Raw genomic sequence first — 16,464 nt, 5'->3', positions numbered from 1 at the left:
AACCTAAGTGATTAAATGACCTCTAAAAAGGCATGTAAAATGGGTTCGTGGGTGCGTTTTTGTTTACAACAACAGCCAAGCTGAAATGGGGCAATATTTTGCTGTGTATCTAATTTAACCAGTCGTTCTCTTACTGGACTATTTTCAACCACAGCTTCTGGGCTGATACTGACACCACACCCTAACGCCACCATAGAAGTTATCGCTTCTTGACCTGATACTTGAGCATAAATATTAGGTTTGAATCCCATTGCTTTAAACCAGTTGTCAGCTCGACGTCGCCCAGGGCCATGATCCGGCACAATGAAGGGTAATTTTGCCCAATCAATGGGAACGGTATTAACCATTTGCTGTACTTGGCAATTAATTGTCGGAGCGTAAACATGCAAAGGCACTTGATCAATTTCTGCAAAGTGGAGACTACTCGGCAATGAATCAGGTAAGGCGATGATGGCAATATCAGCGCGGTTATGCTGAATTTCATCTACAGCATTAGCTGCATCACCTGTATTAAGGGTGATTTCTACCATAGGATGTTCACGTCTAAATCGATCTAACAAGGCTGGAAGGTGGCTGTATGCTGCTGTAACTGAACAATATAAATTGATCCGTCCGTGCAGTAGAGGTTGGTCCGGGTCAATTCGACCTTTCAGGTTGAGCCATTCGGATAAGGTTTGTTCTGCAAAACGCCTAAATTCAGTTCCCGCATGGGTCATACTGACACTGCGGTTATCTCGTTCAAATAATTTGCAGCCCACCTCTTCTTCTAATCGCTGCATCGCTCGACTGAGCGTAGATGGACTCACATGGGTTTGTTCTGCAGTTTTACCAAAATGCAGACTATCACATAGGTGTAAGTACAGTTTTAACGCACGAATATCCATGAATCAACCTTAAATAAATGAGTAAAAAAACAGTATGAAATGGCTCATTTTTAGTGTTGCATAAAATGCAATATAGCATCCCGAATATATCATTTTAAGCAATGAGCAGCTTACGCTATAGTGATCCCAATCACAACTTTTGTGCCGTGAGATTGCCAAAATGTTGTGTCTCAAATTTCTGAATTAAAGGTGGTATCTCAGATGGCTAACTATTTTAACTCTCTGAATTTACGTCAACAATTAGCTCAATTAGCTCAATGCCGCTTTATGGACCGTAATGAGTTTAGTGACGGTTGTAATTTTATTAAAGATTGGAACATTGTGATTTTAGGTTGTGGGGCACAGGGCCTGAACCAAGGTCTCAATATGCGTGACTCTGGACTGAATATTTCATTTGCACTTCGCCCACAAGCGATTGCTGAAAAGCGTGCTTCTTGGAAACAAGCGACTGATAACGGCTTTAAAGTCGGTACATTTGAAGAACTTATTCCTGATGCTGATTTGGTATTAAATCTAACTCCAGATAAACAGCATTCAAATGTTGTTAACGCAGTTATGCCATTAATGAAGCAAGGTTCAACCTTGTCATATTCTCATGGTTTTAACATCGTTGAAGAAGGTATGCAGGTTCGCTCAGATATCACCGTTGTGATGGTAGCGCCTAAATGTCCTGGTACTGAAGTTCGTGAAGAATACAAACGTGGTTTTGGTGTGCCGACATTGATTGCTGTTCACCCTGAGAATGATCCTAAAGGTGATGGTCTTGCCATTGCGAAAGCATATGCAAGTGCAACAGGTGGCGACAGAGCTGGTGTGTTGTTATCTTCATTTGTTGCCGAAGTTAAGTCTGACTTAATGGGCGAGCAAACCATCCTTTGTGGCATGTTGCAGACTGGTGCAATCCTTGGTTACGAGAAAATGGTTGCTGATGGTGTTGAGCCAGGTTACGCGGGTAAGTTAATCCAACAAGGTTGGGAAACAGTAACCGAAGCGCTGAAACATGGCGGCATCACGAACATGATGGATCGTTTATCGAATCCTGCCAAAGTGAAAGCGTTTGAAGTTGCTGAAGAACTAAAAGTGATTCTTAAGCCGTTATTTGAAAAGCACATGGATGACATTATCAGTGGTGAGTTTTCTCGCACCATGATGGAAGACTGGGCTAATGACGATGCAAATTTACTGCGTTGGAGATCTGAAACCAACGAAACAGCATTTGAAAATGCACCGGCATCTGATGAGTATATCGACGAGCAAACTTACTTTGATAAAGGCATTTTCTTAGTTGCTATGATCAAAGCAGGTGTTGAATTAGCGTTCGATACTATGGTTGCTGCGGGCATTATCGAAGAGTCGGCTTACTATGAGTCACTGCATGAAACGCCTCTTATTGCCAACACCATTGCACGTAAACGTTTATATGAAATGAACGTGGTTATTTCTGATACTGCTGAATACGGTTGTTACCTATTTAACCATGCTGCAGTGCCATTATTACGTGACTATGTAGCTGGCATGTCTTCAGAATTGTTAGGAGCTGGTCTAAAAGAAGGCTCAAACAGTGTTGATAACAAGCGTTTGATTGAAGTAAATGAAGCGATTCGTCATACCGATGTTGAGTTCATTGGTGCAGAGTTACGCGGTTACATGACTGACATGAAAGGTATTGTTGAAGCTAGCTAATATTTGTTGATTGTGTTGTGAAATACCTGTTCAGCTAAGCTATCGAGCAGGCATCTATCTACCATTTGCTGAATGCGTAGAAGAAACAATCTATAGAAAATTAGGATGATAAAGACGGATTATGTCCTAATCATCATAGCTTTAGATTTTGTTGTTGTTTGCATTGTCTCGGCAGGGAAGCTGAATTTTTTTTACAACACATGATTTTTTGTTGTGTTTATAAATCACTTTATGGTACTCCTATAGAGGATAAATTATAAACAAGTCCGGCACGGAGCCTGACTCAACAAAAATAAACAATTATTTTTTAGGAATCAGTTAACCATGTTTAACCAAGCTGCCCAGCTCATTATTGTGATTATTACCGTCGTGATTATTAAGTCACCGCGGGGGTGGCGTTTGGCAAAGAGACAGAGTTAATCGTCAGAATTTGCAAAACCCCCGCTCCGAAAGGACCGGGGGTTTTTTGTTTTCTAGGGTTTATTTTGTTTCACATAAGCAAGGTTAAATGAGAGCCAATAAGTGGCAATAACGATTTATCAGACGCACTGACCTTAGCTCAGTAAATGCAGATGAAATACGAGACTATCAATATGGAATCAGGACAGACAATGCGCGGCGCCGATGCCGTTATCAAAGTATTAGCGGCACATGGTGTGACGACGATTTTTGGTTACCCTGGTGGGGCAATCATGCCGATTTATGATGCGCTATATGGTCATCCTGTTGAGCACTTACTGAGTCGTCATGAACAAGGCGCGGCCTTTGCGGCTGTAGGCTATGCCAGAGCCAGTGGCAAAACAGGCGTGTGCTTTGCAACATCAGGGCCTGGTGCGACGAACTTGATAACGTCATTGTCGGACGCCTTACTCGATTCCGTCCCTGTGGTTGCGATAACGGGGCAAGTCTCTACCGCTGTAATTGGAACCGATGCTTTTCAAGAAATAGATGTACTCGGGATGTCGCTGTCATGCACCAAACACAGCTTTATGGTGACAGACATTAATGAATTAATTCCTACACTTTATAAAGCGTTTGAAATCGCTGCATCTGGTCGTCCAGGCCCTGTATTGGTTGATATCCCAAAAGATATTCAAATCGCTGAGCTTGAATATAAAACACCTCTACTTTCAGTGGTTGAAGAGCCTGCTCCAGTATTAACCGATATCGAGGCAGCACGAGCACTATTACAACAAGCGAGTAAACCTATCCTTTATGTTGGTGGTGGTGTTGGTATGGCTGGCGCAGTTGATCATTTGCGTCAATTTATCAATGAAACAGGCATACCTTCGGTTGCAACCTTAAAGGGCTTGGGGGCGATTGAGCACGGCACCAAAGGCTATTTGGGTATGTTAGGTATGCACGGCGGCAAAGCCGCTAACCTCGCAGTGCAAAACTGTGATTTATTGATAGTGGTCGGTGCGCGCTTTGATGACCGTGTTACCGGACGTTTAGCTACGTTTGCAGGTAACGCTAAGGTGCTGCATCTAGATATTGATATCGCTGAAATCAATAAATTACGCCAAGCGGATGTGGCTATTTCAGCTGATTTTCGTCAAGTATTACCCGCATTGTCTAACTCACTTGAACTTAAATCACATGAGTTAGCACAGTGGCAACAAGAGGTGGAAGAGCTTTATCGTGAGCATCAATGGGATTATCAACATCCTGGCGATTTAATCTATGCGCCAGCAATGTTACGCCGCTTAGCGAATAAATTACCTGAAGACAGTGTTGTGAGTTGTGATGTCGGTCAGCATCAAATGTGGGTAGCTCAGCATATGTGGTTCCGCCGTCCAGAAGATCACTTGTCTAGTGCTGGTCTTGGCACAATGGGATTTGGCTTGCCAGCAGCAATTGGTGCACAAGTTGCCCGCCCAGATGCAACAGTCGTGACGGTATCGGGTGATGGCTCATTCATGATGAATGTGCAAGAGCTGACAACCATTAAGCGCCGCAAGTTACCAGTGAAAATTTTGCTTATCGATAACCAAAAGTTAGGCATGGTGAAGCAATGGCAGCAATTGTTTTTTGAGCAGCGATATAGTGAAACCGATTTATCTGACAATCCTGATTTTGTGTTAATGGCATCGGCATTTGATATTCCGGGCCGCACCATACATCGTGCAGAAGAAGTAGAAGCTGCACTCGATGAAATGCTTGCTGCACCTGGACCTTTTATGCTGCATGTAGCCATTGATGATGCATTTAATGTCTGGCCTTTAGTGCCGCCAGGAGCGTGCAATAGTGACATGATGGACCAAATGGAGAAGCAAACATGATGCATTCAATAGAGCTGTTGCTATCGGCGCAACCTGAAGTGTTAGAACGAGTATTACGAGTAACTCGTCATCGTGGTTTTACAATCAGTGAACTGAACATGACAGTCACAGAATCGGGTGAGTTTAAGGTTAACTTTACCGTTAATAGTGACAGAGTCATTGAATTATTAACGCATCAATTAGGTAAATTATTTGATGTGATTAATTGCCAAGTGGTTATGCCATCTAAGCCTCAAACGGCTTCTACTTGCGCAACTGCTTAATGCATTTCATCAATATTCGATAGAAGGGAAAGAAAATGGCTGCGACTCAATCAGAACTGATATGGTTTAATGGTGAAATCATGCCTTGGCAAAATGCTACGGTACACGTGATGACACACGCAATGCATTACGGCACGTCTGTCTTTGAAGGCATTCGTATTTACGATACGCACCTTGGCCCGGCAGGATTCCGGTTAACCGATCATGTACAGCGTTTATTTGATTCAGCCAAAATTTATCGCATGAATGTGCCATATGATTTTGAGCAAGTCATGCAAGCGTGCAGTGACTCCGTCCTTAAGAATAATCTGCAAAGTGCCTACATTCGCCCGCTTATCTTTATGGGAAATGTCGGAATGGGGATAACACCGCCTAGCGATGCACAATGTGAATTAGTGGTAGCAGCATTTGAGTGGGGAGCGTACCTAGGAGCTGATAGTATGGATGCTGGCGTTGATGTAGCCGTTACTTCATGGCAACGTTTAGCACCAAATACGATTCCGACTGGCGCTAAAGCTGGTGGTAATTACCTATCATCATTACAAATTTCGACAGAAGCTAAACGTAATGGCTTTGATGAAGGTATTGCACTTGATACCAATGGCTTAGTGAGTGAAGGTGCAGGGGCTAATCTTTTTGTTGTTAAAAATAATAAGATTTATACCCCGCCGGCTACCGCTGCTATTTTGAAAGGCATTACCCGAGACACCATCATGGTGTTGGCAAGAGACTTAGGCTACGAGGTTATTGAAGAAGCCATGGCACGAGAGTTTTTATACGTAGCAGATGAAATTTTCATGACAGGAACAGCGGCTGAAATTGTTCCAGTCAGAAGTGTCGATAGAATTGAAGTTGGCTCAGGAAAGCGTGGTGTCGTTACCCAGCAAGTTCAACAGTCTTTCTTTGGTTTATTTAACGGAGAAACTGAAGATAAATGGGGCTGGTTAGAGCCATTAGTCGTATCAGACTAAGCGATTTAAGCATCGTTAAGCAGTCAATATAAGACTGATATACACAACAATAACTCATAATGAATATTTTTAAGGTTTTACTGATGGCTTCATCCCAGTAAAGCGACACAGGAAGGAAAAGACAATGCCTAAACTACGTTCAGCAACCAGTACCGAAGGTCGTAACATGGCTGGCGCACGTGCACTTTGGCGAGCGACGGGTGTAAAAGAAAAAGACTTCGGTAAGCCGATTATTGCGATCTCGAATTCATTTACCCAATTTGTTCCAGGTCATGTGCATTTAAAAGACATGGGGCAATTAGTAGCTGGCGCGATTGAAGAGGCTGGTGGTATTGCTAAAGAATTTAACACCATCGCAGTTGATGATGGTATCGCAATGGGTCACGGTGGCATGCTTTACAGCTTACCGTCTCGTGAACTAATTGCCGACAGTGTTGAATACATGGTGAATGCCCATTGCGCCGATGCCTTAGTGTGTATTTCTAACTGTGACAAAATCACTCCTGGTATGTTGATGGCGGCATTAAGATTGAATATCCCGGTGATATTTGTATCAGGTGGCCCGATGGAAGCGGGTAAAACTAAGCTTTCAGATCAAATCATCAAGCTTGATTTAGTTGATGCTATGGTTGCAGGTGCTGATACCAATGTCAGTGATGAAGACAGTAAGCAAATTGAGCGTAGTGCTTGTCCTACATGTGGTTCATGTTCAGGCATGTTTACTGCTAACTCGATGAATTGTTTAACCGAAGCCCTCGGCTTATCTTTACCGGGTAATGGTTCTCTTTTAGCAACGCATGCGGCACGTCGTAATTTATTTTTAGAAGCAGGTCGCCGTATCATGGATCTTGCGACACGCTATTACCGTGACGATGATGACAGCGTATTACCTCGTAATATTGCGTCTTTTAAATCAYTTGAAAATGCTATGGCACTCGATATTGCGATGGGCGGTTCATCTAATACCGTTTTACATTTGATTGCAGCGGCTCAAGAAGGTGAAGTGGACTTTACGATGGCTGACATCGAWAGAATGTCACGCCTTGTGCCTCATTTATGTAAGGTTGCGCCTTCTACACCTAAATATCATATGGAAGATGTGCATCGTGCGGGTGGTGTCATGGGCATTCTAGGTGAGCTCGATAGAGCTGGCTTACTGCATACGGATGTGCCGCATGTTGCTGCTGATAATGGCGGCAATTTAAAGTCTGTTCTAGCAAAGTATGATATTGCCCAAACTCAAGATGAAACGATTCGCCGCTTTTATAGTGCAGGACCAGCAGGCATTCCAACACAAACTGCATTTAGCCAAGACTGTTATTGGGATAGTGTGGATGATGACCGTCAAGAAGGGTGTATTCGTACTCGTGAAAACGCCTTTAGCCAAGAAGGTGGACTCGCTGTGTTGTCAGGCAACGTTGCTGAGAATGGCTGTATTGTTAAAACGGCCGGTGTGGATGAAGAAAACCTGACTTTTGTTGGGACGGCACGTATTTATGAAAGCCAAGATGATGCTGTTGAGGGCATTTTAGGTGGCGAAGTGGTTGCTGGTGATGTGGTTGTTATCCGCTATGAAGGTCCTAAAGGTGGCCCAGGCATGCAAGAAATGCTGTATCCAACCACATACCTTAAATCTCGAGGTTTAGGTAAAGCCTGTGCATTGATTACTGATGGCCGATTCTCTGGTGGGACGTCAGGATTATCTATCGGTCATATTTCTCCTGAAGCTGCGGCGGGTGGCACCATTGCCTTGGTTGAGAATGGCGACCAAATAGAAATTGATATTCCTTCACGCTCGATCAATCTCGCGGTATCTGATGATGTATTAGCGCAGCGTAAAGCAGCGATGGAAGCCAAAGGGCTACAAGCCTGGAAACCACTAGCTCGCGAGCGTTATGTGTCATTAGCACTCAAAGCTTATGCATTATTGGCAACCAGTGCCGATAAAGGTGCAGTAAGAGATCGCAGCAAGCTAGAAGGCTAGTGTAAACATGAGCGTTAACCTAAAACTGATGGAATGAGGCCTATGTCTTTAGCACAAGAATATTTGCAAAAAACGCTGTTATCATCAGTTTATGATGTGGCCAAAGTAACGCCGTTATCGAGCTTAAATAAACTGTCAGCCAGATTGGGGTGTCAGGTGTACTTAAAGCGTGAAGATATGCAGCCGGTACACTCTTTTAAACTACGTGGCGCGTATAACTGTATGGCGCAACTGACTCCTGAGCAATGTAAGAATGGGGTGGTTTGTGCGTCAGCTGGTAATCATGCGCAAGGTGTGGCGATGTCGGCGGCAAGCCGTGGTATTGATGCCGTGATTGTTATGCCTGGCACCACGCCTGATATTAAAATTGATGCGGTAAAGCGCCTTGGTGGCAATGTGGTGTTGTTTGGTGAAGGGTTTGATCAAGCAAACGAACATGCAAAGCAACTTGCTGAGCGTGAAATGCGCACTTACATTGCCCCATTTGATGATGAACATGTCATTGCAGGTCAAGGCACTGTTGCACAAGAAATGCTACAACAGCAACGTGATATCGATACCGTGTTTGTTCCTGTCGGTGGTGGTGGACTGATTGCTGGCATCGCTGCTTATTATAAAGCTGTGATGCCACAAGTTAAGATTATTGGTGTTGAGCCAGAAGATGCCGCTTGCTTAAAAGCGGCGTTAGATGCAGGCGAGCCAGTGTCTCTATCTCAAGTTGGGCTATTTGCAGATGGAGTTGCAGTTAAACGTATCGGTGAAGAGCCATTTAGAATCGCAAAACATTATGTTGATGATGTGGTTACTGTCACCTCAGATGAAATCTGCGCCGCAGTTAAAGATATTTTTGAAGATACCCGTGCAATTTCAGAACCGGCTGGGGCATTGTCTATTGCAGGATTAAAGAAATACTTGCAACAACATCMTAAAGAGGCTGGTAAAGGTGAGCGCGTCGCCGCAATTTTAAGTGGGGCGAATGTGAATTTTCATAGTCTTCGGTATGTGTCTGAGCGCTGTGAATTAGGCGAGCAAAAAGAGGCTGTTTTAGCGGTTAAAGTGCCTGAGAAACCAGGGAGCTTTTTACGTTTTTGCCAAATTTTAAATAAACGTGCAATGACCGAGTTTAATTATCGATTTAGCAGTCGTGACAGTGCGGTGGTATTTGCTGGCATTCGTATAAGCCAAGGTCAAGCAGAGTTAGATGAGATAATTGCTAACCTAGAGTCGGAAGACTTTCAGGTGCAAGATTTATCAGAAGATGAAACGGCCAAACTGCATGTGCGTTATATGGTTGGTGGCAGACCACCAGAGCCATTAGATGAGCGTCTATTTAGCTTTGAGTTTCCTGAGCACCCTGGTGCACTGTTGAAGTTTTTGACCACCTTACAAAGCCAATGGAATATCAGTTTATTCCATTATCGCAACCACGGCGCTGCATTTGGGCGTGTGCTAGCTGGGTTTGAAGTCCCATCTTCTGACGAAGCAGCGTTTGCTCGTTTTTTAACAGAGCTCGGTTTTGTGTATCAAGAGGAAACTGATAGCCCTGCTTATCAATTGTTTTTAAATTCCGGTCACTAAATTAAATCGCGAATAAAGGCTCCCTACATAGGGAGCCTTTTAGATAAAAAGGCGATTTCAAGCTAATAAATTTCAATAGGATACAGATTCAATACATAGTCTGTGTTATTGTCATTTCTGCCCAAAGAGGCGAGATAGCCACAAACGAAATGATATTCGGTGGCGTTAAGTAAAATAAAAAATGTAGGTTTCATTGAGCTATTACAACTGACCTCGAGCCAAGGAGACTTTGATGTTATCTGTACCCACTAATTCTGTATCTGGCATAAACGCCTTTATGCCACCTCGCCGTACCCTTATGGGACCAGGCCCTTCGGATGTGTATCCTGAAGTGTTAGCCGCCCAAGCTAGGCCAACAATAGGCCACTTAGATCCATTGTTTGTTGCAATGATGGATGAGCTGAAATCCTTAATTCAATATGCTTTTCAAACCAATAATGAAATGACTTTAGCTGTTTCTGCCCCTGGGAGTGCGGGAATGGAAACGTGTTTTGTTAATTTAGTCGAGCCGGGTGAAAAAGTCATTGTTTGCCGTAATGGTGTGTTCGGTGAGCGCATGCGCCAAAATGTTGAGCGTGTAGGTGCTACAGCGGTTGTCGTTGATAATGAATGGGGCGAACCTGTATCTGTTTCAGCAGTAGAAGCTGCGTTAAATGCAAATCCTGACGCTAAGTTTTTAGCTTTTGTTCATGCTGAAACCTCAACCGGTGCTTTATCAGATGCCAAAAGCCTATGTGCCTTGGCTCAACAACATGATTGTATTTCCATTGTTGACGCAGTGACATCACTAGGTGGGGTGGAGCTGCGTGTGGATGAATGGGGCATTGATGCGATTTATTCGGGCAGTCAGAAATGTCTTTCATGTGTTCCAGGTATTTCTCCAGTGTCATTTTCAGCCAAAGCAGTAGAAAAGATTAAAAGTCGCAAGACCCCTGTCCAAAGCTGGTTTTTAGATCAAACCTTAGTGATGGGTTATTGGGGTAATAAAGATACCGGCGCTAAACGCAGTTATCATCATACTGCACCAGTGAATGCCTTATATGCACTACATGAATCACTGCGTTTACTGGCTAATGAAGGCTTGGAAAATGCGTGGAAACGTCATCAGGATATGCATCAAATATTACGTGATGGACTTGAGCAGTTAGGGCTGACTTTCGTCGTGGATGAAGCGTGCCGTTTACCGCAATTAAATGCGGTTTATATTCCTGAAGGGGTGGATGATACCGCAGTGCGTCAGCAGTTACTCAATACTTATAATTTAGAGATTGGTGCTGGACTCGGTGCATTAGCTGGTAAAGCATGGCGTATCGGTTTGATGGGTTTTGGGGCTCGACGTGAAAACGTAGCCTTATGTCTACGCGCGCTAGATGAAGTGCTTAACTAATCTTAATACAATCAGTTGAGATAAATTAAGGTTAAAAAAATGGCATCTCAAAGGATGCCATTTTTGTTAGATCATTATGTATTAAGCGTCAGCAGACAATTTTTTTTCTAATTCGTCGACTTGTGCTTGCAGTGCTTCGAGCTTTTCACGAGTTTTTAATAACACGTGCTGTTGTACTTCAAATTCTTCTCGAGAAACCACGTCTAACTTCATCAGTTGGCTTTGAAGCACCTGCTTAGAACGCTCTTCAAATTCGCCAGCGAATTGCTTAACGCCGCTAGGAAGGTTTTCACTTAACTGCTTAGCCACTTCTTCAAGTTTTTTTGGATTAATCATCATCAATTCCATATTAAATTAGGTTTCTAGTCTATGGGGTAATTGTACCTCAGCAACCGGCCATGTCCAAAGTTATCGATTAAGCCTGTGGGTGGGTTCACCTTAGTGGAGTGATACGATCGTCATTGGCTTTTTGATCGCAGTAGACGTTTAAATTTATTGATTGTCGATCGTGGCTTTCTGGTATGATCGCACTCCGTTTATTTTGGTTATTGGTAAAGTCGTCAGCATGAAGTTAAATCCTGGGCAAAATGATGCCGTTCACTATGTTTCTGGACCTTGTTTAGTATTAGCGGGTGCAGGCAGTGGTAAAACTCGGGTAATTATTAACAAAATTGCATACTTAGTTGAAAAGTGCGGCTATAAAGCACGCAATATTGCCGCGGTGACTTTTACTAATAAAGCGGCACGAGAGATGAAAGAGCGTGTGGCTCAGTCCATGGGACGCAAAGAAGCCAGAGGATTATGGATCTCAACGTTCCATACATTAGGGCTTGAGATCATTAAGCGTGAACATAAAGTGGTTGGACTAAAGGCCGGTTTTTCATTATTTGATGATCAAGATACCTTTGCGCTATTAAAAGAGTTAACTGAGGATGAACTTGAAGAAGACAAAGATTTAATTAAAGCGCTAGCCGGTGCGATTTCAAATTGGAAAGGCGACTTAGTCGTGCCTGATGTGGCAATTAAACGAGGTGGAGATGAGCAAACACAATTGTTTGCCAAGCTTTATCAACGTTATGCCCAACATATGAAAGCTTATAATGCGCTTGATTTTGATGATTTGATTTTATTGCCAACGCTTTTATTGCGTCATAACGAAGAAGTCAGAACACGCTGGCAAACCCGTATTCAATACTTGCTAGTCGATGAATATCAAGACACAAATACCAGTCAATATGAGCTAGTGAAGCTGTTAGTGGGTGAACGTGCTCGCTTTACCGTGGTAGGGGATGATGATCAATCCATCTATTCATGGCGGGGAGCAAAACCGCAGAACTTAGTCTTACTGGGTAAAGATTTCCCTAAACTTAAACTGATTAAGTTGGAGCAAAATTACCGCTCAAGTCAGCGGATTTTAAGAGCTGCCAACATTCTCATTGCTAACAATCCCCATGTGTACGATAAAACGCTGTTCAGTGAACTTGCTTATGGTGAGCCACTGCGTGTGTTGTTTGCCGCGAATGAAGAGCAAGAAGCTGAGCGAGTCGTTGCTGAAATTGTTCGTCATAAGTTTGTCGGCAAAACTAAATTTGGTGATTACGCCATATTATATCGAGGAAATCACCAGTCTCGTTTACTCGAACGGGCATTGATGACCAACCGTATCCCTTATAAATTGTCTGGTGGCACATCATTTTTCGCTCGAGCTGAAATTAAAGATATCATGGCATATTTGCGTCTGGTCGTTAATCCAGATGATGATAATGCGTTTTTACGTGTAGTGAACTTACCTAAGCGTGGAATCGGCCCAGCTACCTTAGAGCGCTTAGGCAACTATGCGAACCAAAAACATATTTCGATGTTTGAAGCGATTTTTCAAGCTGAGCTGAATCACCATTTAGCGCCAGCGGCGATGTCATCTTTGTATCAATTCGGAAAGTTTATTGTCGATACTGGAGAGATAGCAACACGTGGTGAGCCGGTAGATGCGATCAAGCAGTTAATTCGTAAAATTAATTACGAAGATTACTTGTACGAAACCAGTACCAGCGCCAAAGCTGCAGAAATGCGGATGAAGAATATTTCTGAGCTTTATCGTTGGGTGACGGAAATGCTGGAAGGTGATGAGCTTGATGAACCGATGACGCTACCTGAGGTGGTAACACGTCTTACGTTGCGAGACATGATGGAACGAAACCAAGAAGATGAAGGCGGTGACCAAGTTCAGTTGATGACGTTACACGCCTCAAAGGGGTTGGAATATCCCTATGTCTTTATGGTAGGTACTGAAGAACGAATTTTGCCTCATCAATCGAGTATTGATGAAGATAATGTCGATGAAGAACGTCGTCTCGCCTATGTCGGAATTACACGTGCGCAAAAAGAGTTGTGGTTTACTATGTGCCGTGAACGTCGTCAGTTTGGTGAGACTATGCGTTGTGAGCCGAGTCGCTTCTTAATGGAGTTACCTCAAGACGATTTGATTTGGGAAAACCGCAAGCCTAAACAAACTGAACAAGAGAAGGTGCAATCTGCTAAAGCGAATATTGCTAACCTAAGAGATATGTTTAAAAAGTAAACGGTAATGCCAAGGTTGAGTGCGAGGTTAGCTTACGGCTTCTTTAACGTCATTATGATCTGTTAGGACAATATTAACGATAGAAAAAACGTTACCTTGCCCTTGGCTATAGCCCAGTTTTGATAAACTTTGCTTCTGCTCTGAAGTATTTATACCTTCTGCATACATATCAAACCCCAATGTTTGAGCGATAAGCTGATAGGCTTTAGCCAGTTGCAGTTGTTTTTCATTGAGTAAGTGTTGGCTAACATCGGCATCGAGTTTTAACGCTTTAATCGGTAAAAAGCTTAAGCTACTCAGTGAACTATAACCTGTTCCATAACCATTTATTCCAATATTGACACCCATTTCGGTTAAAGACTCAAAGGCACTGATATGGTTAGTGCTGTCTTGCACAAATGACTTCTCATGAAAGAATACCCATAGCTTTGTGGCACAGATACGACTGCGCTTAATGGTGTTCTTTAAGCTGCGAAGGCCGTACTTATGCTTAATGTGCTGACTTGATAGTGGAATATGAAAGTGAATGTTGTCGCCTAATCCATTTGCTAAAGCTTGGTAGTGTTGATCAATATATTGAAAAATATAATCGTCTAACATCATCATGCTTTGCGTTTGCTCGGCAAGCGCTTTTAACTGATGGTTATCAATCTTCCCTTCATTAGGATGGTGCCAGTAGCTAACTGGCTCATAGGCTAAAATATGGCTTTGATCGAAAGTGACGATGGGCGTTAGCTCTACTATGATTTCATTGCGCTCTAGGGCGTGTAAAAAGTCTTGCTCCAGCGCGATACGTTGATTGAAGCTGTATTCGGTTTTCTGGTCAAAAACAACATAACAGCCTTTGCCTTTTGACTTTGCTTGATACATTGCAGTGTCGGCATTACGCAATACTGACTCACTGTTATCTGAAGTGTTAACAGAACTGTAAGCCACGCCAATACTGGCACCAGAAATCACTTGCTGTTGAGCTAATGTGTATGGCTCTGCAATAGCTTGCAAGATGCGCTCACATACATCTTCGGCATCTTGGTGCTGGTGGATGGAGTCGAGTAAAATGACAAATTCATCACCGCCCAAGCGAGCTAAAGTGTCATTGTCTCGAATACACATTTTTAGCCGAGTTGATGTTTCAATCAAAAAGCGATCACCTTCAAGGTGACCTAAGGTGTCATTGATTTGCTTGAAGCCATCTAAATCAATAAATAACAGAGAAAACTGCTCGTTTTGATGACGTCGAACATGCTTAATGGCTTGTGATAGCCGCTCCATGAAAAAGCTACGGTTAGGTAAACCGGTTAAATTGTCATGTTTAGCATCGTAAACCAATTGAGCTTCGATTTTTTTACGCTGCATGATTTGACGTTGTAAGTTGTCATTGATCTCAGCAATCGCTTTGGTGCGTTTTTCGACCTTATCCTCAAGTTGCTCATAGCTTCGCTTTAACTGCTCAGCGGCAAGTTTACGCTCAATTGCATTGGCAATATGCTGCGAGACAAAGGTGAGTAGCTCTAAATCTTTAGTGGCAAAGGAGTTTTTGTCGGTTAAACTGTAAATCGTTAATCCGCCGGCAATTTCCCCGTGAATGAATAACGGAATACCAATCCATTGCTTCATTGTTTGAGTGTGGTTTAAATCGGGATTACTGCCATAAATCTCACCCGCAGTAATCATCCTTTTAATGTCTTGCTGATTTAACAATAGTGGTTGCTGGTGCTTTAAAATATACTCTGTTAAGCCATCCTTTAACGCCCTTGGTTTAGGCGCTTCGGCGTTCATCTGCGAGACATAAAAAGGAAAAGATAAGGTTTGTGATGGCTTGTGCACTAATGCAATAAAACAGTTGTCAGCAGGCAGTAATTGGCTGATGACTTGATGGATTTGTGGGTAAAATTCGGCTTGAGTCACATCAGATGCGGATAAATCAGCGATTTGAAATAATGACTTTTGCAGTTTCTCTGCTTTAACACGCTCAGTAACTTCAAGTTTTACTTTGTCATACGCTTCACTGAGTTCTTTAGTGCGTTCAATAATTGCTATTTCAAGCTCTTCATTGTGACGCAGTCGCTCCATAACACCTGAAATATGGTGGCAAATAAAGCCCATTAATTCGAGTTCGAGTTCACCGTAGATAATATCGTCGCTGTAGCTTTGAACGACCAATACTCCTGAGACATGGTTATTGTGTTTGATGGGAACGCCGAGCCATTGAAGGCAAGGTGAACCTAAGCCATCAATTTTTCCTTCTTCGACCAATTCATTAAAACGTCGCTCATTACAAAAAAGTGGTTCACCGGTTTTTAGCACATAACCTGTAATGCCACGCTCTAATAATGATGATATTTCTTCATCTGGATATAGCTCTGAAGGGTGGGGATCTTTCTCATCAGCAAAAAAAGGTAAGGATATGGTGCCAGTTTGATTATCAAAAGAGGCAATGAAAAAATTATCGGCATGGATCAAGCTTTGCAGATGACTGTGGACACCTTTATAGAAAGCGTCAAGTGAGATCGCTTGGGTAGCAATATTGGAAATTTCTAATAGCGCATTTTGAATGATTTCTGCGCGCTTATATTTTGTCGCTAAACGTCTAAGCCTCGACACCCTTCTTTGTAGATGTTCGATATTATTAGAGTGATTAGGGAAGGCTCCCTTTTCCATATGACTCCTTCAATCCTTTTATGCTAACTACCCACACTTGAGTATATGAAGCTTGAGCAACAAAGGGAACTATTAGTTAGTCCTTTAGGCTGAAATATGAAAATATCTCTTTTTAGCAGCTAAGTATTAGTCGTTTATTTTGAAAATTGCTTAAAAACCTCACAATTTACTCAAAACTTGAGCAAACGAACAA

The 16,464-nt window shown here is 42.8% G+C and carries 11 protein-coding genes; 8 read left to right on the top strand and 3 right to left on the bottom strand.

Annotation, left to right across the window (positions count from 1 at the left end; all coding sequences use genetic code 11):
* Nucleotides 1-11 precede the first annotated feature (11 nt).
* The gene (gene ilvY, locus A9267_RS08070; protein WP_055026151.1) at nt 12-884 is read right to left on the bottom strand and encodes an HTH-type transcriptional activator IlvY; all 873 of its coding nucleotides are present in this window, start codon (nt 882-884) and stop codon (nt 12-14) included.
* A gap of 201 nt (nt 885-1,085) precedes the next feature.
* Between ilvY and ilvC the strand changes: the two genes are divergently transcribed.
* The 7 genes from ilvC (at nt 1,086) to A9267_RS08035 (ending at nt 11,032) form a co-directional block, all read left to right on the top strand.
* Complete coding sequence (ilvC, locus tag A9267_RS08065; RefSeq protein ID WP_055026150.1) at nt 1,086-2,567, top strand: ketol-acid reductoisomerase; 1,482 nt, start codon at nt 1,086-1,088, stop codon at nt 2,565-2,567.
* A gap of 593 nt (nt 2,568-3,160) precedes the next feature.
* Nucleotides 3,161-4,849 carry an acetolactate synthase 2 catalytic subunit gene (ilvG, locus tag A9267_RS08060; protein ID WP_065108851.1) on the top strand — a complete coding sequence of 563 codons (1,689 nt, stop codon included), beginning with the start codon at nt 3,161-3,163 and terminating at the stop codon, nt 4,847-4,849.
* On the top strand, nt 4,846-5,112 hold the full coding sequence (ilvM, locus tag A9267_RS08055; RefSeq protein ID WP_065108850.1) for an acetolactate synthase 2 small subunit: 267 nt from the start codon (nt 4,846-4,848) through the stop codon (nt 5,110-5,112). The genes ilvG and ilvM overlap by 4 nt, the downstream gene beginning before the upstream one ends.
* 35 nt (nt 5,113-5,147) lie before the next feature.
* Entirely contained in the window at nt 5,148-6,083 is a 936-nt protein-coding gene (locus A9267_RS08050) for a branched-chain amino acid transaminase (protein WP_065108849.1), read from the top strand.
* 124 nt (nt 6,084-6,207) lie between these two features.
* Nucleotides 6,208-8,067: a dihydroxy-acid dehydratase gene (gene ilvD, locus A9267_RS08045; RefSeq protein ID WP_065108848.1), complete on the top strand. Its 1,860-nt coding sequence runs from the start codon at nt 6,208-6,210 to the stop codon at nt 8,065-8,067.
* Nucleotides 8,068-8,109: 42 nt separating this feature from the next.
* Nucleotides 8,110-9,645 (top strand): threonine ammonia-lyase, biosynthetic, encoded by a 1,536-nt coding sequence (gene ilvA / locus A9267_RS08040; RefSeq protein ID WP_231919060.1) that lies wholly within the window; start codon nt 8,110-8,112, stop codon nt 9,643-9,645.
* Between the two features lie 232 nt (nt 9,646-9,877).
* Complete coding sequence (locus A9267_RS08035; RefSeq protein WP_065108846.1) at nt 9,878-11,032, top strand: pyridoxal-phosphate-dependent aminotransferase family protein; 1,155 nt, start codon at nt 9,878-9,880, stop codon at nt 11,030-11,032.
* Nucleotides 11,033-11,113: 81 nt separating this feature from the next.
* Here the strand turns inward: A9267_RS08035 and ubiK are convergent, their stop codons facing one another.
* Nucleotides 11,114-11,368: a ubiquinone biosynthesis accessory factor UbiK gene (gene ubiK, locus A9267_RS08030; RefSeq protein ID WP_055026143.1), complete on the bottom strand. Its 255-nt coding sequence runs from the start codon at nt 11,366-11,368 to the stop codon at nt 11,114-11,116.
* A gap of 229 nt (nt 11,369-11,597) precedes the next feature.
* On the opposite strand from ubiK, the gene rep reads away from it, so the two are divergent.
* On the top strand, nt 11,598-13,610 hold the full coding sequence (rep, locus tag A9267_RS08025; RefSeq protein ID WP_055026165.1) for a DNA helicase Rep: 2,013 nt from the start codon (nt 11,598-11,600) through the stop codon (nt 13,608-13,610).
* A 27-nt stretch (nt 13,611-13,637) separates the two neighbouring features.
* On the opposite strand, the gene A9267_RS08020 is transcribed toward rep, so the two are convergent.
* The gene (locus tag A9267_RS08020) at nt 13,638-16,271 is read right to left on the bottom strand and encodes a sensor domain-containing diguanylate cyclase (protein WP_065108845.1); all 2,634 of its coding nucleotides are present in this window, start codon (nt 16,269-16,271) and stop codon (nt 13,638-13,640) included.
* Nucleotides 16,272-16,464 lie beyond the last annotated feature (193 nt).

The organism is Shewanella sp. UCD-FRSSP16_17 (assembly GCF_001675935.1).
In the GTDB taxonomy this organism is placed as follows: Bacteria; Pseudomonadota; Gammaproteobacteria; order Enterobacterales; family Shewanellaceae; genus Shewanella; species Shewanella japonica.
Note: the sequence above shows the minus strand (reverse complement) of the source record. Positions and strands in the feature narration are given on the sequence as shown.

What these genes read in the sequence shown, in the direction of transcription:
- A9267_RS08050 (WP_065108849.1), top strand. Translation starts at nt 5,148, where the DNA reads ATGGCTGCGACTCAATCAGAACTGATATGGTTTAATGGTGAAATCATG.
- ilvM (WP_065108850.1), top strand. Translation starts at nt 4,846, where the DNA reads ATGATGCATTCAATAGAGCTGTTGCTATCGGCGCAACCTGAAGTGTTA.
- ilvC (WP_055026150.1), top strand. Translation starts at nt 1,086, where the DNA reads ATGGCTAACTATTTTAACTCTCTGAATTTACGTCAACAATTAGCTCAA.
- A9267_RS08035 (WP_065108846.1), top strand. Translation starts at nt 9,878, where the DNA reads ATGTTATCTGTACCCACTAATTCTGTATCTGGCATAAACGCCTTTATG.
- rep (WP_055026165.1), top strand. Translation starts at nt 11,598, where the DNA reads ATGAAGTTAAATCCTGGGCAAAATGATGCCGTTCACTATGTTTCTGGA.
- ubiK (WP_055026143.1), bottom strand. Translation starts at nt 11,368, where the DNA reads ATGATTAATCCAAAAAAACTTGAAGAAGTGGCTAAGCAGTTAAGTGAA.
- ilvG (WP_065108851.1), top strand. Translation starts at nt 3,161, where the DNA reads ATGGAATCAGGACAGACAATGCGCGGCGCCGATGCCGTTATCAAAGTA.
- ilvY (WP_055026151.1), bottom strand. Translation starts at nt 884, where the DNA reads ATGGATATTCGTGCGTTAAAACTGTACTTACACCTATGTGATAGTCTG.
- A9267_RS08020 (WP_065108845.1), bottom strand. Translation starts at nt 16,271, where the DNA reads ATGGAAAAGGGAGCCTTCCCTAATCACTCTAATAATATCGAACATCTA.